16 protein-coding genes are annotated in these 17,552 nt (G+C 75.3%); 7 read left to right on the top strand and 9 right to left on the bottom strand.

Going from position 1 to position 17,552, the window contains the following annotated elements; translation table 11 throughout:
- Window positions 1-26: 26 nt before the first annotated feature.
- The 3 genes from ACIO92_RS08330 to ACIO92_RS08320 form a co-directional block, all read right to left on the bottom strand.
- Window positions 27-1,013, bottom strand: coding sequence for an asparaginase (locus ACIO92_RS08330; RefSeq protein WP_401235691.1), 987 nt, complete (start codon window positions 1,011-1,013; stop codon window positions 27-29).
- Between the two features lie 82 nt (window positions 1,014-1,095).
- Complete coding sequence (locus ACIO92_RS08325) at window positions 1,096-1,497, bottom strand: chorismate mutase (protein ID WP_401235692.1); 402 nt, start codon at window positions 1,495-1,497, stop codon at window positions 1,096-1,098.
- A gap of 11 nt (window positions 1,498-1,508) precedes the next feature.
- A complete protein-coding gene (locus ACIO92_RS08320) occupies window positions 1,509-2,396 on the bottom strand; it encodes an AraC family transcriptional regulator (RefSeq protein ID WP_366442958.1) in 888 nt (295 codons plus the stop codon).
- 158 nt (window positions 2,397-2,554) lie between these two features.
- Here ACIO92_RS08320 and ACIO92_RS08315 point away from each other — a divergent pair, with 158 nt between their 5' ends.
- Window positions 2,555-4,318, top strand: a complete 1,764-nt coding sequence (locus tag ACIO92_RS08315) for a beta-galactosidase family protein (RefSeq protein WP_401235694.1) — start codon at window positions 2,555-2,557, stop codon at window positions 4,316-4,318.
- A 374-nt stretch (window positions 4,319-4,692) separates the two neighbouring features.
- Here ACIO92_RS08315 and ACIO92_RS08310 read toward each other — a convergent pair whose 3' ends face one another.
- On the bottom strand, window positions 4,693-5,478 hold the full coding sequence (locus tag ACIO92_RS08310) for a serine protease (RefSeq protein ID WP_366442956.1): 786 nt from the start codon (window positions 5,476-5,478) through the stop codon (window positions 4,693-4,695).
- Between the two features lie 164 nt (window positions 5,479-5,642).
- On the opposite strand from ACIO92_RS08310, the gene ACIO92_RS08305 reads away from it, so the two are divergent.
- Window positions 5,643-6,527 carry a hypothetical protein gene (locus ACIO92_RS08305; protein WP_366442955.1) on the top strand — a complete coding sequence of 295 codons (885 nt, stop codon included), beginning with the start codon at window positions 5,643-5,645 and terminating at the stop codon, window positions 6,525-6,527.
- Between the two features lie 55 nt (window positions 6,528-6,582).
- A complete protein-coding gene (locus ACIO92_RS08300) occupies window positions 6,583-8,052 on the top strand; it encodes an ankyrin repeat domain-containing protein (RefSeq protein ID WP_402279337.1) in 1,470 nt (489 codons plus the stop codon).
- A gap of 180 nt (window positions 8,053-8,232) precedes the next feature.
- Here ACIO92_RS08300 and ACIO92_RS08295 read toward each other — a convergent pair whose 3' ends face one another.
- Entirely contained in the window at window positions 8,233-9,186 is a 954-nt protein-coding gene (locus ACIO92_RS08295) for an SDR family oxidoreductase (protein WP_402058249.1), read from the bottom strand.
- A gap of 1 nt (window position 9,187) precedes the next feature.
- On the bottom strand, window positions 9,188-9,952 hold the full coding sequence (locus ACIO92_RS08290) for an SDR family oxidoreductase (RefSeq protein ID WP_401235698.1): 765 nt from the start codon (window positions 9,950-9,952) through the stop codon (window positions 9,188-9,190).
- Window positions 9,953-10,018: 66 nt separating this feature from the next.
- Between ACIO92_RS08290 and ACIO92_RS08285 the strand changes: the two genes are divergently transcribed.
- From ACIO92_RS08285 to ACIO92_RS08270, 4 genes are read left to right on the top strand one after another with little or no spacing between them, the layout of a single operon-like run.
- The gene (locus tag ACIO92_RS08285) at window positions 10,019-10,768 is read left to right on the top strand and encodes an enoyl-CoA hydratase family protein (protein ID WP_366442952.1); all 750 of its coding nucleotides are present in this window, start codon (window positions 10,019-10,021) and stop codon (window positions 10,766-10,768) included.
- Window positions 10,765-11,619, top strand: coding sequence for a CoA-transferase (locus ACIO92_RS08280; protein ID WP_366442951.1), 855 nt, complete (start codon window positions 10,765-10,767; stop codon window positions 11,617-11,619). Before ACIO92_RS08285 ends, ACIO92_RS08280 begins: the two co-directional genes overlap by 4 nt.
- Window positions 11,616-12,329 (top strand): CoA-transferase, encoded by a 714-nt coding sequence (locus ACIO92_RS08275; RefSeq protein WP_366442950.1) that lies wholly within the window; start codon window positions 11,616-11,618, stop codon window positions 12,327-12,329. The genes ACIO92_RS08280 and ACIO92_RS08275 overlap by 4 nt, the downstream gene beginning before the upstream one ends.
- Window positions 12,326-13,393 (top strand): nitronate monooxygenase, encoded by a 1,068-nt coding sequence (locus ACIO92_RS08270; protein WP_366442949.1) that lies wholly within the window; start codon window positions 12,326-12,328, stop codon window positions 13,391-13,393. The genes ACIO92_RS08275 and ACIO92_RS08270 overlap by 4 nt, the downstream gene beginning before the upstream one ends.
- Window positions 13,394-13,571: 178 nt before the next feature.
- Here the strand turns inward: ACIO92_RS08270 and ACIO92_RS08265 are convergent, their stop codons facing one another.
- From ACIO92_RS08265 to ACIO92_RS08255, 3 genes are all read right to left on the bottom strand, one after another.
- Window positions 13,572-15,230 (bottom strand): DEAD/DEAH box helicase, encoded by a 1,659-nt coding sequence (locus ACIO92_RS08265; RefSeq protein WP_366442948.1) that lies wholly within the window; start codon window positions 15,228-15,230, stop codon window positions 13,572-13,574.
- A gap of 380 nt (window positions 15,231-15,610) precedes the next feature.
- The gene (locus ACIO92_RS08260; RefSeq protein ID WP_366442947.1) at window positions 15,611-16,768 is read right to left on the bottom strand and encodes an acetyl-CoA C-acetyltransferase; all 1,158 of its coding nucleotides are present in this window, start codon (window positions 16,766-16,768) and stop codon (window positions 15,611-15,613) included.
- Window positions 16,769-16,818: 50 nt separating this feature from the next.
- Window positions 16,819-17,421, bottom strand: a complete 603-nt coding sequence (locus tag ACIO92_RS08255; protein ID WP_366443118.1) for a TetR/AcrR family transcriptional regulator — start codon at window positions 17,419-17,421, stop codon at window positions 16,819-16,821.
- Between the last annotated feature and the right edge of the window lie 131 nt (window positions 17,422-17,552).

Below are 17,552 nucleotides of genomic sequence, written 5' to 3'. Positions count from 1 at the left end.
GGCCGGACGGTCGGGGGCCTCGCTCCTCAGGCGAGTCCCGAGCCGTTCAGGTGGGCGAAGGCGGCGGTGATGCGGGGGCGGTCGTAGCCCGTGGGTCCGGCGGCCCCGCCGGAGAGCAGGGCGTGGAGCAGGACGCGGGCCTTGGCCGGGTCGAGGGGACCGGCCGGGATCAGGCCCCGGTGCAGCAGGTCGTACTCGGAGCCGGGGCCCCGGTAGGTGTCCGTCAGGGTCGTGCCGCCGCCGGTGCGGGAGGCGAGGACCACGGGGATCCGGGTGGCGAGGGCGGCGAGGGGGTCGACCAGCCACCCGGGGACGTGTCCGGCGCCGAGGGCGGCGACCACGAGGCCCTGGAAGCGGTCGTCGACGGCTTCCAGGAGTTCGCCCCGGTCGCCCTGGGAGAGGGTCACCAGGGCCACCCGTACGGCGGGGTCGAGGGTGAGGCGGTGGGGCGTGGACGGGACGGCGGGCCGCAGCAGCAGGCGGGGGCCGCCCTCGACGACGAAGCCGAGGGGGCCGGCGCCGGGCGAGGCGAAGGTGGCGACGGAGGTCGTGTGGGTCTTGCGGGCGAACCGGGCCGCGTGGATCTCGTCGGCGAGGACGACCAGGACGCCGAGGTTCCGGCAGGCGGGGTCGGCGGCGACGGCGAGGGCGGCGGCGAGGTTGGCAGGGCCGTCGGCGCCGGGCAGGTCGGGGCGGCGCATGGCGCCGGTGACGACGACCGGCTGTTCGGTGGTGCAGAGCAGGTCGAGGAGGAAGGCGGTCTCCTCCAGGGTGTCGGTGCCCTGGACGACGACGGCGCCTGAGCCGTCGGCGACGGTGTCCCGGACCTCGGCGGCGAGGGCGGCGAGGTCCTCGTGGGTGAGGGAGGAGCTGGGGACGCGGCGGAAGTCGCGCAGGACCACGTCGTGGCCGCCGCCCAGTTCGGCGAGGACCTCCCGGCCGCTCATCCGGGACGCGTCACCGCCTCGCGCGGAGATGGTGCCCCCGAGGGTGAAGACCGTGACGCGGGCCATCAGCGTGCTCCGTCCGCTGTCGTCTCCCGGTGGCGGGCCGTCCTCGTGGCCCGTACACGGTCGTCGTCCCGGTGGCGGGTCATCAGCGTGCTCCGTCCGCGATCGTCTCGTGGTGGCGGATGACCTCGGCGATGATGAAGTTGAGGAGTTTCTCCGCGAAGGCCGGGTCCAGTTTCGCGCTCTCGGCGAGTTCCCGCAGCCGGGCGATCTGGCGGGCCTCGCGGCCGGGGTCGGCGGGCGGCAGCTGGTGGCGCGCCTTGAGGACGCCGACCTGCTGGGTGCACTTGAAGCGTTCGGCGAGCATGTGGACGACGGCCGCGTCGATGTTGTCGATGCTCTCGCGCAGCCGGGTCAGCTCGGCGCCGACGGCTTCGTCGACCCCGTCCTCGGTGGGGGCGGCCCGGTCGGCGCGGACGGTCTCGTCGGTTCGCTCGTCGGCCCGTCCGGACTCGTCGGCCGGCCGGTGCTGGGTGGAGTCGCTCATGATCTGCGAGCTTAGACGGACCTCGGGAGGATCGTGGGCGGGTGTTCGGGATCCGGGACGCGGTCGCTCCAGCCGCCGGGGACGGAGCGGCCCTGCTGCTCGCGGAAGCGGACGGGGGCGGTGCCGACCCTGCGGGTGAAGAGCCGGGAGAAGTAGGCGGGGTCGTCGTAGCCGACGCGGCGGGCGACGGCGGCGACGGGCAGTTCGGTGGCGGCGAGGAGTTCCTTGGCGCGGCCGAGGCGGACGGTGAGCAGGTAGTCCTTGGGGCTGCACCCGGCGGCGCGGCGGACGGCGGCGCGCAGTTCGGCGGCGGTCATGCCGTGCCGGGCGGCGTGTTCGGCGACGGAGAGCGGCTGGAAGGCGTCGCGGGCGAGGGCGGCGAGGACGGGGTCGCCGTCGGCGTTGATGTCGGCGCGGGCGCGGCGCAGCGCCACGAGGAGTTCGTGGACGGCGGCGCCGGTCTCGACCTCCAGGAGGGGGTTGCCGGGGCGGGCGGCGCGGGCGATGCGGCCGATGGCGGCGCGGGCGGGCGCGGCGTCGGCGAGGGGGACGACGGGCCGGTCGGGTTCGATGTAGCCGAGTTCGGTGTAGGTGGTGGCGGCGGGTCCGGAGAAGTCGACGAAGGCCTCGTCCCAGCCGGTGCCGGGGTCGGCGCCGTAGTGGTGGGGGACGCCGGGGGTGAGCCAGAGGACGGCGGGGGCGGTGACGGCGGTACGGCGCCCGTCGGCGCCCCGGTACCAGCCGCCGCCCGCCGAGACGAGGACGGCCACGTGGTGGTCGAGGGTGCGGGGGCCGACGGTGGGCAGGGTGCCGTGCTGGAGTCCGACGCCGAGGCAGACGAGGCCGAGGCGGTGGTGGACGGGGCTGGGCGTGAAGTAGCGCATCCAGGTGTGGTACATGGCCGGGTGCCTTCCTGACGTCGTCGTCCCCGTGTGTCCCGACGCCTTCCCGACGTCGTCGTCCCCGTGCGTCCGGCGTCTTCCTGACGTCCTAAGGTCCAAACTTCGACGATCTTTGTCCATGGACCGGTCCGCCGCCAGGGGGTGAGGGTGAGGCCATGAGCACGTTCACGGTGGGTGACGAGGACTTTCTGCTCGACGGGCGGCCGGTGCGGCTGCTCTCGGGCGCGCTGCACTACTTCCGGGTGCGCGAGGAGCTGTGGGAGCACCGGCTCGGGATGCTGCGCGCGATGGGCCTCAACTGCGTCGAGACGTACGTCCCCTGGAACCTGTACGCGCCGGAGCCCGGCCGGTACGGGGACGTGGCGGAGCTCGGCCGGTTCCTCGACGCGGTGGCGCGGGCCGGGATGTGGGCGGTGGTGCGGCCGGGGCCGTACATCTGCGCCGAGTGGGAGAACGGCGGGCTCCCGCACTGGCTGACGGGTCCGCTGGGGCGCCGGGTGCGGACCTTCGACCCGGAGTTCCTGGGGCCGGTGGAGTCCTGGTTCCGGCGGCTGCTGCCGCAGGTGGTGGAGCGGCAGGTGGACCGGGGCGGGCCGGTGGTCCTGGTCCAGGTGGAGAACGAGTACGGGAGTTACGGCAGCGACCTGGCGTATCTGGAGTGGCTGGCGGGGCTGCTGCGGGAGTGCGGGGTGAGCGTGCCGCTGTTCACCTCGGACGGGCCGGAGGACCACATGCTGACGGGTGGTTCGGTGCCGGGGGTCCTGGCGACGGCGAACTTCGGCGCGGGGGCCCGGGAGGGGTTCGCGGCGCTGCGGCGGCACCGGCCGTCGGGGCCGCTGATGTGCATGGAGTTCTGGTGCGGCTGGTTCGACCACTGGGGCACGGAGCACACCGTGCGGGACGCGGCGGAGGCGGCGGAGGCGCTGCGGGAGATCCTGGAGTGCGGGGCTTCGGTCAATGTGTACATGGCGCACGGCGGGACGAACCCGGCGGGCTGGGCGGGCGCGAACCGGGCCGGTGACCTGCACGACGGGCCGCTGCGGCCGACGGTGACCTCGTACGACTACGACGCCCCGGTGGACGAGGCGGGGCGGCCGACGGAGAAGTTCTGGCGGTTCCGCGAGGTGCTCGCGCCGTACGCGGAGGGGCCGCTGCCGGAGCCGCCGGAGCCCCCGGCGCGGCTCGCGGCGCCGGTCTCCGGGCGGCTGGACGGCTGGGCGCCGCTCGACGCGGTGCTGGCGGCGCTGGGCGGTCCCGAGCGGGTGGCGCCGGTGCCGCCGACCTTCGAGGAGCTGGGGGTGGACCGGGGTCTGGTCCGCTACCGGGTCGCGGTGCCGGGTCCCCGGCAGCCGTACCCGCTGGGGGTGACGGGGCTGCGGGACCGGGCGGTGGTGTACGTCGACGGGGCTCCGGCCGGGGTCCTCGGGACGGCGGACGGGGAGGACGTGACGCTGGCCGGGCCGGTGGCGGGTCCGGCGGTGGTGGACCTGTGGGTGGAGTCGCTGGGCCGGGTCAACTACGGGCCCCGGCTGGCGGAGCCGAAGGGGATCACCGGCGGGGTGCGCCACGAGCGGCAGTATCTGCACGGGTTCCGGGCCCGGGGGCTGCGGCTCGACGCCTTCTCGGCGGAGGCGGTCGGCGGGGTGCCGTTCGGGCGGGCCGGGGAGGGCGCGGGACCGGGACTGTACCGGGGGCTGACGGAGGTCGCCGGGGCCGGGGACGCGTGGCTGCGGCTGCCGGGCGGGACCCGGGGCTTCGCCTGGGTGAACGGCGTCTGCCTCGGCCGGTACTGGGCGGCCGGGCCGCAGGAGGCCCTGTTCCTGCCGGGCCCGGTGCTGCGGGAGGGCGCGAACGAGGTGTGGGTCCTGGAGCTGGAGGGTGCCGGGGCGGCGACGGTGGAGCTGGACGTGATCGGCTGACGGGCCCTCCGGGCGGGTGGCCGGGGGGGCCGGGGACGGTGTCCGCCGACGCGCAGGGCTCCCGCGGAACCCGGCCCGCCGATCCGTGCTCCTCGCCCGGGTGCCCGGCTCCGCGTCCGGGGACGGCTCCTGCCCGGGTGCCCGGCCCCGCGTCCGGGGACGGCTCCTGCCCGGGTGTACGGGGACGACCGCTCATGCGGCCGTACGGGCGAGGTGGTCCCGTGCGAGGGAGGGCGGTCACCCGGCCCGGTGAGGGGCCTGCGGTCCCCGCAGGGGGCCTCCCCGCGCTCGCAGGCGGGCCCGGTGGGGCCGACGCGGCATGAGGGTGCCCCGGAGCCGAGGGCGCTCCGGGGCACCCGTTTCAGGGCGAGCGGCTACAGCGTGGCCGCGGCCGACGTGATCGCGGCGGCGAAGGTCGAGACCTCCGTATAGACACCGGGATAGCCGGCCCGCGCGCAGCCCTGGCCCCAGCTCACGATGCCGACCTGGATCCAGGCACCGGCGTTGTCCTTGCGGAACATCGGGCCACCGGAGTCACCCTGGCAGGTGTCGGTGCCGCCCTGGCTGTACCCGGCGCAGATCTCCTCGCCGGGGACGAGGTCGGCGCCGTAGGACGTCTGGCAGGAGGCGTCGGAGACGAACGGCACGTTCGCCTTCAGCAGGTACCGCTGCTGCGCCCCGCCCTCGCGGGCCGCGCCCCAGCCGGCGACCGTGAAGGTGCCGCTGTTGTACGCGGTGGTGTCGGCGATCTTCAGGGTGGGCACCGTGGTGATCGGGCTGGCGAGCTTGATGAGCGCCCAGTCCTTGCCCTGGCCGTTGTAGCCGGGCGCCTGGAGGACCTTGGTCGACTTGACCTTGACGGCGCTGGTGCTCTGCAGGTCCACGACACCGGCGGTGGCGGTGATGCTGGTGTTGTTGCCCGAGCCGCTGACGCAGTGGGCGGCGGTGAGCACGACCTGGGGGGAGATCAGCGAGCCGCCACAGCCCATCGACAGCCGGATCATCCAGGGGAACTCGCCCTGGGCGGCGCGGACGCCGCCGACGACGGGGGCGGGAGCCGCGGCCGCGTTGGTGGTGGGCTGGAGGCTGACGGCCGCCAGGACTACGGCGCCGGCCGCGGCCAGCCTCTGGAGTGCGCGGACCATGCGGTTCTGCTTCATGTGCCTGCCTTCTCTCATGGGGGGTGGACCTCCACGGGCGCACTGACATGAGCCCGTCAAGGCATGTCCGGATTATGGACAGGGCGCAACTGGCGCCACAAGGAAGTGTTTTCGGCCAGCCCCGAGGACGGGACCGTACAGTGGGAGGGAGGGGGAAAAGCGGTATGACGCACCGTCAGGAGAGTGATCGGGTCGCCCACGGCTTCCCGCACCGCGCCGCGGTCGGGGCCTCGCTCACCGCGCTCTACCGGCGCCTCTCCCCCGACGGGGTGCACCGCTACCCGTCGAGCGTGCCCGCCGCCGACGTCGCCCTCACCGACGACGAGGACCTCCACCTCGGCGCCCAGCGGGTGGCCAGGACGCTCGTCCGGCACCTGCGGCTGCCCGAGGCCCGCATGGTGGTCGGCTTCCGGACCATGGAGCACGCGGCGACCGTCGAGCTGACCGCGGGACCCGAGTACTTCGTCGAGCTCAACGACCGGTTCAGGACCCGCCGCCGGGACATCGGCGCGGCCCTCGCCCACGAGATCACCCACGTCCTGCTGCACCGGCTCGGCCTGGGCTTCCCCGGCACCGCCGAGAACGAGATCCTCACCGACGTCACCACCTCCTACCTGGGCGCGGGCTGGCTCCTCCTCGACGCCTACCGGCGGGACGGGGTGGAGAGCCAGAAGCTCGGCTACCTCACCCCGGAGGAGTTCGGGTACGTCCTGGCCAAACGGGCCGAGCTGTTCGGCGAGGACCCCTCCCCCTGGTTCACCAGCGCCGTCGCGTACGAGGCGTGGACCCGGGGCAGGACCGAGGCCGCCCGGGAGCGGACCGCGCCGCCGCTCGCCGGGGCGGGCTGGGCCGCCGCCCGCCGGTACGCCTGGGAGCGGCGCAGGGGGCGGGCCGGGGAGGACGCCCCGTACGCCTTCCACGACGGTGCCCCGGCGGGTGCCGTCTCCTTCTCCTGTCCGGTCTGCCGCCAGCGCCTGCGCGTCCCGGCGGGCCGGGCGCTGCGGGCCCGCTGCGCGGTCTGCCGGACGGTCCTGGAGTGCGCGGGCTGACCGCCGTCCCGCAACCGATTTGCGCCGGGGCCCGACGACGGGTCAGGGTCGGCCCATGAGCACGCTGTTCGACGCGATCCTGGACGGGGACGAGGACGGGGTCGTACGCGCCCTGCGGGAAGGGGCCGGACCCGACTCCCGGGAGGACGGTGAGACCGCCCTGTACCGGGCTGCCGTCGGCGACGAGGCCGGAATCGTACGGATCCTGCTCGCCGCCGGGGCCGATCCCGGCCGGGACAGCGGCGAGGACGGCGGGGACCTGCCACTGTGCGGCGCGGCCTGCGGCGGGCACGCCGAGGTCGTCCGCGCCCTGCTCGCGGCGGGCGCGGCGGCCGACCAGGAGGAGGCCTACGGCTTCACGGCCCTCGCCTGGGCCCTGCGGCTCGGGCACGCCGACACCGCCCGGGTGCTCCTGGAGCACGGCGCCGACCCCGACCGGCCGGGACCCGACGGGGTCCTCCCGCTCGTCGCCGCCGCCCGGCGCGGCTCCACCGGCTGCGTACGGGCGCTCCTCGACCACGGGGCCGCGGCCCGGGAGGCCGCGCTGCGGGAGGCGCGGCGCTGGATCGGCGCGGACATCGCGGCCGAGCTGCGGCGCGGTCTCGTCGCGGGCCACGACGGCGGGGAGACCTACGAGGCCGTCGTCCGGCGGGTCCGGGAGGACGGCGGGCTGACGGTCGTCGTCGAGCTGCTGCGGGAGGACGGCGCGCCGGGCCGCGGCGACGACCGGCACACCGGGCACGCGGCCATCGCCACGCTCCTGGAGGCGGCGCTGGGGCTGCGCACCCCGCACGAGGAGCTGGCCGCGCGGGCGCTGCGCTGCGGTGAGCCGGAGTTCGACGACTGGACGACGGCGGTGGCCGAGCTGACGGCCCGCGCCGACGAGGAGACGTTCGTGACGGCGGCGGCCTGGTGCGCCTACCGCGATCCGTTCCGGCGCGCGCTCGGCGCGCAGGTCCTCGGCGCCCTGCCGGGCTTCGCGGCGGGCGCGGTGCCGGTGCTGCGGCGGCTCGCGGCGGAGGCGTCCGGCCCGGCGCGGGAGCCCGCCCTTTCGGTGGTGACGGCCCTCGGCACCTGCGCCGAGCCGTCGGCCGTGCCCGAACTCCTGGCGCTCGCCGGGCATCCCGATCCGGTGGTACGGCGCTCGGTGGCGGGGGCGCTCGCCGGGATCGTGCCCGCCGGGCACGTCGAGGCGCTGGGGGTGCTGCTCGCGCTGAGCCGGGACGGCGACGCGCGGGTACGGGACTGGGCGACGCTCGCCCTCGCCGAACTGCCCGACGACACCCCGCTCGTACGGGAGGGGCTCGCGGAGCGGCTCGCCGACGGTGACCCGGAGACGGCGGCGGAGGCGGCGCGCGGGCTCGCGATCCGCCAGGACCCGCGCGCCGTGGACGCCCTGGCCTCGGTCCTCGCGGACGGCGACCCGGAGGGCCCGGCCCGCGAGACGGCCCTGGCGGCCCTGGAGTACCTCCACGACCCCCGGGTCAGGACCCGTCTGGAGTGGATGCGGCCCCGACGCTCCTGAAGGACCGGGGCGGGGGCGGTCACCCGGGCGTCCGGCCGGACCCCGGGGAGGCCCGGGATCTCCGGGTCGCCCCGCGAGGAACCCGGGAGGGCGCGGGGCGGTACACCACGACCCGATCCCGGGCTCCGGGCTCCGGGCTGCGGGCTCCGGGGAGCGACCGCCCGGTGGTCGGAAGGGTGCTCAGCCTCCGTACACCGGGTGTGGTGGTGTCGCCGTCGTCAGGAGGCGGCGGGCCGTCTCGCCCGCCTCCGCCGGGGTGCGGCGGGCGCCCTTGTCCGCCGTGGGGCCCGGACGCCAGCCCTCCATGACGGTGAGGCGCCCGCCCTCGGCCTCGAAGACCCGGCCGGTCACGCCCTCCGACGCGGCCGATCCCAGCCACACCACCAGCGGCGACACGTCCTCGGGCAGCGCGTCGAGGCCCTGGAAGACCTGTTCGGTCATCCGGGTCCTGGCCGCCGGGGCGACCGCGTTGACCTGCACCCCGTACCGGGCCAGTTCCGCCGCCGCGACCAGGGTGAGGCCGACGATCGCGGCCTTGGCGGCGGTGTAGTTGCCCTGTCCGACACTGCCGAGCAGCCCCGCGCCCGAGGTGGTGTGGACGATCCGGGCCACCGGGGTCCGACCCGCCTTCGCCTCCGCCCGCCAGTGCGCGGCGGCGTGCCGCAGCGGCAGGAAGTGGCCCTTGGCGTGGACCCGCATGACGGCGTCCCAGTCGTCCTCCTCCAGGTTGACCAGCATCCGGTCGCGGAGGAAGCCCGCGTTGCTGACAAGGGTGTCGAGCCGTCCGTAGGCGTCGAGGGCGGCGGCGACCAGGGAGGCGGCGCCCTCGCCGGTCGCGATGTCCCCGCCGTGGGCGACGGCCTCGCCGCCCAGGGCCCTGATCTCCTCCGCGACCGCCGCCGCCGGGCTGTCGGGTCCGGGGCGTCCGTCGAGGCCGACCCCCAGGTCGTTGACGACGACCCGGGCGCCCTCGGCGGCGAAGGCGAGCGCGTGCGCCCGGCCGAGCCCCCGGCCCGCCCCGGTCACGACGACGACCCGGCCGTCGCACAGCCCCGGACCCGTGGCCCTGTCCGGGGCCGCGTCCGTACCGACGTCCCCGCCCGTACCCGTACCCGTGTCCGTACCGATGTCCATGTCAGCTCTCCTTGTTCGCGGTCGCGGCGTCGAGGAAGGCGGGGCGTTCGCCGCCCCCGTGCACGAGGAGCGAGGCTCCCGAGACGTAGGCGGCCCGGCCGGAGGCGAGGAAGACGGCGGCCTCCCCGATCTCGTCGGGTTCGGCGAGCCTGCCGAGCGGTACGGTCCGGGCGACGGCGGCGATCCCGGCCGCGTCGCCGTAGTGCAGGGCGGACAGCTCGGTCCGCACCATGCCGAGGACGAGGGTGTTGACCCGTACCTCGGGGGCCCATTCGACCGCCATCGAGCGGGCCAGGTTCTCCAGGCCCGCCTTGGCCGCGCCGTAGGCGGCGGTGCCGGGGGACGGGCGGCCGCCGCTGACGCTGCCGATCATGACGACCGCGCCGCGCGAGGCCCTGAGCAGCGGGTGGGCGGCGAGGCTGACGACGAGGGGCGCGGTGAGGTTGAGCGCGAGCACGCGCGCGTGGCGCTCGGCCCCCCCTTCGCCCAGGGGCCGGTACGGGCTGCCGCCCGCGTTGTTGACGAGGGCGTCGAGCCGTCCGTACCGCGCGGCGAAGGCGGTGAAGAACTCCTGTACGGCGGCGGGTTCCCGCAGGTCGAGCGGGTGGAAGTCGGCGGCCCTGCCCGCCGCTTCGACCGGTGCGTCCGGGGGTCTGCGGGCGCAGACGGCGACCCGGGCCCCGGCCCGCAGGAAGGCGCGGGCGATGCCCGCCCCGACGCCCCGGGTGCCGCCGGTGACGAGCGCGACCCTCCCGTCCAGCTCCATCGGCTGCTACCTTCCTCCTCAAGAGTTACCTAACAAACGTTTGGTGGAAAGGTAGCTGATCCGCCCATGGGTGTCTGCACCTCTCGCCCCGCTCCCGGCGTGGCCCTGGTCACCGTCGACTTCCCACCCGTCAACGCCCTGCCCGTCAAGGGCTGGTACGCGCTCGCCGACGCGGTCCGCACCGCCGGGCGCGATCCCGAGGTCCGCTGTGTCGTCCTGGCCGCCGAGGGCCGCGGCTTCAACGCGGGCGTCGACATCAAGGAGTTGCAGCGCGATCCCGGGCACACCGCCCTGATCGGCGCCAACAGCGGCTGCGCCGAGGCCTTCGCCGCCGTGTACGCGTGCGAGGTCCCGGTCGTCGCGGCGGTCGCCGGACACTGCCTCGGCGGGGGCGTCGGCCTCGTCGGGAACGCCGACGCGATCGTCGCCGCCGACGACGCCGTCTTCGGGCTGCCCGAACTGGACAGGGGCGCGCTCGGCGCCGCCACCCATCTCGCCCGGCTGGTGCCGCAGCATCTGATGCGGACGCTCTACTACACCGCGCGGACCGTGACCGCCGCCGAACTGCGGGCCCACGGCTCGGTGTGGGAGGTCGTCCCCCGGGCCGGTCTCCTCGAAGCGGCCCTCGCCCTCGCCGGGGAGATCGCCGCCAAGGACGGGGGCCTGCTGCGGCTCGCCAAGGCGGCGCTCAACGGCATCGACCCCGTGGACGTGCGGCGCAGCTACCGCTTCGAGCAGGGCTTCACCTTCGAGGCCAACCTCAGCGGGGTCGCCGACCGGGTCCGCGATTCCTTCGGCAAGGAGAACTCCCCGTGACCGACAAGACCATGACCCCGGAGGAGGTCGTCGGCCGGCTCCGCTCCGGCATGACGGTCGGGATCGGCGGCTGGGGCTCCCGGCGCAAGCCGATGGCCCTGGTGCGAGCACTGCTCCGGTCCGAGATCACCGATCTCACGGTGGTGTCGTACGGCGGCCCGGACGTCGGCCTGCTCGCGGCGGCGGGCCGGATGCGGCGGCTCGTCGCCCCCTTCGCCACCCTGGACTCCATCCCCCTCGAACCCCACTTCCGGGCCGCCCGCGAGCAGGGCCGGATCGCGATGACCGAGTACGACGAGGCCATGTTCATGTGGGGGCTGCACGCCGCCGCCAACCGGCTGCCCTTCCTGCCCGTCCGGGCCGGACTCGGCTCCGACGTGATGCGGGTCAACCCGGAGCTGCGGACCGTCACCTCCCCGTACGCCGACGGGGAGGAGTTCGTCGCCGTCCCCGCCCTGCGCCTCGACGCGGCCCTCGTCCACGTCAACCGCGCCGACCGGCTCGGCAACGGCCAGTACCTGGGCCCCGACCCCTACTTCGACGACCTGTTCTGCGAGGCCGCCGACACCGCGTACGTCTCCTGCGAGCGGATCGTCGACCGCTTCGGCCCCGGCACCGTGCCCCAGACCCTCCTGGTGAGCCGTCACAGCGTCACCGGGGTCGTGGAGACCCCGAACGGCGCCCACTTCACCTCCTGCGTCCCCGACCACGACCGCGACGAACCGTTCCAGAAGCTCTACGCCACCACCCCCTGGCCCGAGTTCGCCGCCCGCTTCCTGTCCGGCAAGACCGAGGACGACTACCAGGCCGCCGTCCGCGCCTGGCACGACGAGCGCGAGGAGCAGCGGTGACCAGCCGAGCCGAGTACTGCGTGATCGCCTGCGCCGAGGCCTGGCGCGACAACGGCGAGGTCCTCGCCAGCCCCATGGGGCTCGTCCCCTCCTTCGGGGCCCGTCTCGCCCGGCGCACCTTCTCCCCCGACCTCCTCCTCACCGACGGCGAGGCCCTGCTCGTCGGCCCCGAGGGGGAGCCCGAGGGCTGGCTGCCGTACCGCAGGCACCTGACCATGGTCACCGGCGGCAGGCGGCACGTGATGATGGGCGCCAGCCAGATCGACCGGTACGGCAACCAGAACATCTCCTGCGTCGGCGACTGGGAACGGCCCGCCCGCCAGCTCCTGGGGGTGCGCGGGGCGCCCGTGAACACCCTCAACAACCCGGTGAGCTACTGGATACCGAAGCACTCGCGCCGGGTCTTCGTCGAGCGCGTCGACATGATCTGCGGTGTCGGGTACGACCACGCCGTCGGCCCGTACCACCGGCTCCCCCGGGTCGTCACCGACCTCGCCGTCCTCGATTTCGAGACCCCCGACCGCTCCATGCGGCTCGTCTCCGTCCACCCCGGCAGCACCGTCGCCGAGGTCCGGGCGGCCACCGGCTTCGCGCTCACCGCCGACGACGACGTCCCGTACACCCGCGAACCCACCGACGGGGAACTGCGGCTGATCCGGGAGGTCATCGACCCGCGCGGGCTGCGGGACCGGGAGGTCGCGCCCCGATGAGGACCGCCCTCACCGAACTCACCGGCGTCCGCCATCCGATCGTGCAGACCGGCATGGGGTGGGTCGCGGGTCCCCGGCTCGTCTCCGCCACCGCGAACGCGGGCGCCCTCGGCGTCCTCGCCTCCGCCACCATGACCACGGACCAGCTGCGCGCCGCCGTCCGCGAGGTGCGCTCCCGCACCGACCGGCCCTTCGGGGTCAATCTGCGCGCGGACGCGGGCGACGCACGCGAGCGGGTCCGGATCATCGTGGACGAGGGCGTACGGGTCGCCTCCTTCGCCCTCGCGCCGACCCGCGACCTGATCGCCGAGCTGAAGGACGCGGGGGTCGTCGTGATCCCCTCGGTCGGCGCCCGGCGGCACGCCGAGAAGGTCGCGGGCTGGGGCGCGGACGCGGTCCTCGTCCAGGGCGGCGAGGGCGGCGGTCACACCGGCGAGGTCGCCACCGGGGTGCTGCTGCCGCAGGTGGTCGACGCCGTCGGCATCCCGGTGATCGCGGCGGGCGGCTTCCGCGACGGACGCGGGCTGGTGGCCGCGCTCGCCCACGGGGCGGCGGGCATCGCCATGGGCACCCGGTTCCTGCTGACCTCCGACTCGACCGTGCCGGACGCCGTCAAGGCCCGCTATCTGGCCGCCACCGTCCAGGACGTCACCGTCACCACCGCCGTGGACGGACTGCCGCACCGGATGCTCCGCACCGAGCTCGTGGCGTCCCTGGAGAACGCGGGACGGGCCCGCTCCCTGGTCCGGGCGGTACGGCGGGCTGCGGGCTTCCGCCGTCTCTCCGGGCTCTCCTGGCCCGCGATGGTCCGCGACGGGCTCGCCCTGCGGCACGGCAAGGACCTGACCTGGAGCCAGGTGCTGCTCGCCGCGAACACCCCGATGCTGCTGCGGGCGTCGATGGTCGAGGGCCGTACGGACCTGGGCGTGATGGCCGCCGGGCAGGTCGCGGGCCTGATCGACGACCTGCCGAGCTGCGCGGAACTGGTCGACCGGATCATGGCCGAGGCGGACGAGGTGCTGCGGGCGCTGCCGCGCCCGGACCCCGCCCCGGACCGGGCCTGAACCGTCCCTCCCCCACCCGGGGGCCACCCGGCCCGTGGGGAGGGGCCGGGGAGGGGCCCGTCCCGGCGCGTACGGAACGCGTGAGGGCCCGGCGCGCCGGATGCGCGCCGGGCCCTCACCGGTGGGTCGTCCCTACGGGTGGGTCGTGTCTACGACCGTCCCTACGGGTGGGTCGTGCCTACGAGTCGGACTGCCTCGGCCGGGAGGGCCGGGAGCCGCCGGCGGCGCCGCGCGAGCGGCCCGTGCCCGTGGCCGGGCGTCCACCGCGTCCCGTACCGGCCGCCGCGGACGCGCCGCGCCCGCCGCCCGTACCGGAGGTGCGGCCGCCGCCCGTACCCCGTCCCGTGCCCCCGGCGGAACCGGAGGTGCGGCCGGTGGCCGCGCCGGAACCGCCGGTGCCACCGGTGGCGGGGCGACGGCGACGACGGTTGCCGGAAGCGGCACCGCCCGCGCCGCCGGAGCCCGCGGGCCTGCGCGGCGGGGTCGGCTGCGGGGTCTCGATGACGATCGGGACGCCCGAGGGCTCCCGCGCGCCGGTCAGCTCGGCGAGCTGCTCGTCGCTGGACTTGATCTGCGCGGTCCGGGGGCTGATGCCCGCGTTCGTCATCAGACGGCCCATGTCGCGCTTCTGCTCGGGCAGCACCAGGGTGAAGACGCTGCCGGACTCACCGGCACGGGCCGTGCGGCCGCCCCGGTGCAGATAGTCCTTGTGGTCCATCGGCGGGTCCACGTTCACGACCATGTCGAGGTCGTCGACATGGATGCCGCGCGCCGCCACGTTCGTCGCGACGAGCGCGGTGACCTGCCCGTTCTTGAACTGGTCCAGGGTCCGGTTGCGCTGCGGCTGCGAACGGCCGCCGTGCAGTCCGGAGGCCCGTACGCCGTTGGCGAGGAGCCGCTTGACCAGCCGGTCGACGGACCGCTTGGTGTCCAGGAAGAGGATGGTCCGGCCGTCGCGGGCCGCGATCCGCAGCGTGACGGCCTTCTTGTCGGTCTCGTCCATCACGTACAGGACGTGGTGCTCCATGGTGGTGACCGCACCGGCCGACGGGTCGACGGAGTGCACGACCGGGTCGTCGAGGAACATCTTGACCAGCCGGTCGATGTTCCGGTCGAGGGTGGCCGAGAACAGCAGCCGCTGCCCGCCCGGCTCGACCTGCTTCAGGAGCTTCGTGACCTGCGGCAGGAAGCCCATGTCGGCCATCTGGTCGGCCTCGTCGAGGACGGTCACGGCGACCTGGTCGAGACGGCAGTCGCCGCGCTCGATCAGGTCGTGGAGACGGCCGGGGGTGGCGATGAGGACCTCGACGCCGCGCCGCAGCGCGGAGGACTGGCGGGTGATCGACATGCCGCCGACGACCGTGGCGATCCGCAGCCGCAGCGGGTTGGCGTACGGGGTGAGCGCGTCGGTCACCTGCTGGGCCAGCTCGCGGGTGGGCACCAGGACCAGGGCGAGCGGCGCGGTCGGCTCGGCACGGCGGCCCGCCGTCCGGCCGAGGAGCGCGAGCCCGAAGGCGAGGGTCTTGCCGGAGCCGGTACGGCCCCGGCCCAGCACGTCACGGCCCGCCAGCGAGTTCGGCAGGGTCGCGGCCTGGATCGGGAACGGCTCCGTGACCCCCTGCTCGCCCAGGGTCCGCAGCAGCGCCTCGGGCATGTCGAGGTCGGCGAAGGCGGCCACCGGCGGGAGCGCGGGCGTCACCGTCTCCGGCGGCGTGAACTCGCTGGGCGGCGGGGGCGCCGTGGGACGGCGGCCGCCGCGGGAGGCCTTCGGCTGGGACGTGGAATTCGCCCGGTCGGGGCGGGGGCTGCGCTTGCGGGGGCGCTCGGAGCGGGTCATGCGTGCCTTTCTGGCCGGTGCTCGCGGCACAGCCGGGGCCCGCACCCTGCAGGTGCGGGCCCCGGCTGTGTCACCCGGAACACGCGACACGAGCCCCGGACGTCTCTACCGGAACAATAGTGCGCCTCGGGACCTTCCCGCCCCGCCCGCCCGATGCCCGGACGGATCGCACCTGACCAGGACGGTGCGACGTGGGCGAGGTCACACGTCCGGGGCGGTCACACACCGTCGGGGACCCGTCACGGGCGGTCGGCCAGGAGGTGTCGCGGCCCGTCGCGGGCGGTCGGTCCCGGGGTGTCGCGGCCCGTCGGTACCGGGGGTGGCCGCCGCCCGTCCCGGGCCCGCGCCACGACCTCTTCCCACGGGCGGTCCGGCCGCCCTCAGAGCCGTTCGACGATCGTCACGTTCGCCTGGCCGCCGCCCTCGCACATGGTCTGGAGGCCGTACCGGCCGCCCGTGCGCTCCAGCTCGTGGAGGAGGGAGGTCATCAGCCGCGCCCCGGTCGCGCCGAGGGGGTGGCCGAGGGCGATGGCGCCGCCGTTGACGTTGACCCGGCCGGGGTCGGCGCCGGTCTCCTTGAGCCAGGCGAGGACGACCGGCGCGAAGGCCTCGTTGATCTCGACCAGATCGATGTCGTCGATGGTGAGCCCGGTCTTCTTGAGGGCGTGGGCGGTCGCCGGTATCGGCGCGGAGAGCATCCGGATGGGGTCCTCGCCCCGGGCGGAGAGGTGGTGGATCCGGGCCCGGGGGGTGAGCCCGTGCTCCCGTACGGCCCGCTCGCTCGCCAGCAGGAGCATGGCGGCGCCGTCGGAGACCTGGGAGGAGCAGGCGGCGGTGATGGTGCCGCCCTCGACGACGGGCCGCAGTCCGGCCATCTTCTCGGCGCTGGTGTCCCGGCGGGGCCCTTCGTCGACGGTGACCTCCCCGTAGGCCACGGTCTCCCGGGCGAAGCGGCCCGCGTCGATCGCGCGGAGCGCCCGCCGGTGCGAGCGCAGGGCGAACTCCTCCTGGTCGCGGCGGGTGATCCGCCACTTCTCGGCGATCAGCTCGGCGCCGTGGAACTGGTTGACGGGCGCGTCGCCGTACCGGGCGCGCCAGCCCTCGCTGCCGTGGAAGGGGCCGCCGGTGAGGCCGAGGGGTTCGGCGGCCTGCCGGGAGGCGAAGGCGATGGGGATCATCGACATGTTCTGGACGCCGCCCGCGACGACCAGGTCCTGGGTGCCGGAGAGGACCGCCTGGGCGGCGAAGTGCACCGCCTGCTGGGAGGAGCCGCACTGCCGGTCGACGGTGACGCCGGGGACCTCCTCGGGGAGTCCGGCGGCCAGCCAGGCCGTGCGGGCGATGTCGCCCGCCTGCGGTCCGACGGTGTCGAGGCAGCCGAGGACGACGTCGTCGACGGCCGCCGGGTCGATGCCCGCGCGGGCGACGAGCTCCTTCAGCGCGTGGGCGCCGAGGTCGGCCGGGTGCACGGCGGCGAGGCCGCCCCCCCGGCGGCCGACGGGGGTGCGGACCGCTTCGACGATGTAGGCCTCGGGCATGGCGACTCCTCCGGTGGGACGGCTGGGTCCGCCCGATCGTCCTGGTCGGATCAGGCGGGGTGTCCGGTGCGTACGGCGATCCCGTCCAGGACCATCGACAGGTACTGGCGGGCGATCTCCTCGGGGCTGTGCAGTCCGCCCGGCCGGTACCAGGAGGCGGCGACCCAGACGGTGTCGCGGACGAACCGGTAGGTGAGGCGGACGTCGAGGTCGGCGCGGAAGGCCCCGGAGGCGACGCCGCGCTCCAGGGTGCCGAGCCAGGCCTTCTCGAACTTGCGCTGCGAGTCGGTGAGGTAGTGGAAGCGGGGCTGGTCGGTGAGGTGCCGGGACTCCTTCTGGTAGATGGCGACGGCGGCGCGGTGCCGGTCGATCTCCCGGAAGGACTCGGTGACGAGGGCCTCGATGGTCTCGCGGGGGCCGAGTCCGGCGTCGAGGACGGTGTCGTACCCCTGCCAGAGTTCGGTCAGGAAGGTGGAGAGGATCTCGTCGAGCATCGACTCCTTGGAGTCGAAGTGGTAGTAGAGGCTGCCGGCGAGCATTCCGGCGGCGTCCGCGATCTTGCGGACGGTGGTGGCGTTGTATCCCTGGGCGGCGAAGACCTCGGCGGCGGTGTCGAGCAGTTCGCGGCGCCGTTCGGGCGCGGCAGCGTTCATCTGCTTCTTCCTGCCGGTGGTCGGCCCGCCCTCGTCGCCCCGGTCGCCGCGATCCCTGCGGTCGCTCCGGTCGCTCCGGTCGCTCGTCGGCTGGTTCTTCTTGTCGGTGGTCGGCACGCTTCCATTCTGGT

The sequence above is a fragment of the Streptomyces sp. NPDC087215 genome (assembly GCF_044744885.1).
Taxonomy (GTDB): Bacteria; Actinomycetota; Actinomycetes; order Streptomycetales; family Streptomycetaceae; genus Streptomyces.
The sequence above is the reverse complement of the archived record's forward strand: the minus strand, read 5'-3'. Positions and strand labels throughout refer to the sequence as shown.

What these genes read in the sequence shown, in the direction of transcription:
- ACIO92_RS08330 (WP_401235691.1), bottom strand. Translation starts at nt 1,013, where the DNA reads ATGGCCCGCGTCACGGTCTTCACCCTCGGGGGCACCATCTCCGCGCGA.
- ACIO92_RS08325 (WP_401235692.1), bottom strand. Translation starts at nt 1,497, where the DNA reads ATGAGCGACTCCACCCAGCACCGGCCGGCCGACGAGTCCGGACGGGCC.
- ACIO92_RS08320 (WP_366442958.1), bottom strand. Translation starts at nt 2,396, where the DNA reads ATGTACCACACCTGGATGCGCTACTTCACGCCCAGCCCCGTCCACCAC.
- ACIO92_RS08315 (WP_401235694.1), top strand. Translation starts at nt 2,555, where the DNA reads ATGAGCACGTTCACGGTGGGTGACGAGGACTTTCTGCTCGACGGGCGG.
- ACIO92_RS08310 (WP_366442956.1), bottom strand. Translation starts at nt 5,478, where the DNA reads ATGAAGCAGAACCGCATGGTCCGCGCACTCCAGAGGCTGGCCGCGGCC.
- ACIO92_RS08305 (WP_366442955.1), top strand. Translation starts at nt 5,643, where the DNA reads ATGACGCACCGTCAGGAGAGTGATCGGGTCGCCCACGGCTTCCCGCAC.
- ACIO92_RS08300 (WP_402279337.1), top strand. Translation starts at nt 6,583, where the DNA reads ATGAGCACGCTGTTCGACGCGATCCTGGACGGGGACGAGGACGGGGTC.
- ACIO92_RS08295 (WP_402058249.1), bottom strand. Translation starts at nt 9,186, where the DNA reads ATGGACATCGGTACGGACACGGGTACGGGTACGGGCGGGGACGTCGGT.
- ACIO92_RS08290 (WP_401235698.1), bottom strand. Translation starts at nt 9,952, where the DNA reads ATGGAGCTGGACGGGAGGGTCGCGCTCGTCACCGGCGGCACCCGGGGC.
- ACIO92_RS08285 (WP_366442952.1), top strand. Translation starts at nt 10,019, where the DNA reads ATGGGTGTCTGCACCTCTCGCCCCGCTCCCGGCGTGGCCCTGGTCACC.
- ACIO92_RS08270 (WP_366442949.1), top strand. Translation starts at nt 12,326, where the DNA reads ATGAGGACCGCCCTCACCGAACTCACCGGCGTCCGCCATCCGATCGTG.
- ACIO92_RS08265 (WP_366442948.1), bottom strand. Translation starts at nt 15,230, where the DNA reads ATGACCCGCTCCGAGCGCCCCCGCAAGCGCAGCCCCCGCCCCGACCGG.
- ACIO92_RS08260 (WP_366442947.1), bottom strand. Translation starts at nt 16,768, where the DNA reads ATGCCCGAGGCCTACATCGTCGAAGCGGTCCGCACCCCCGTCGGCCGC.
- ACIO92_RS08255 (WP_366443118.1), bottom strand. Translation starts at nt 17,421, where the DNA reads ATGAACGCTGCCGCGCCCGAACGGCGCCGCGAACTGCTCGACACCGCC.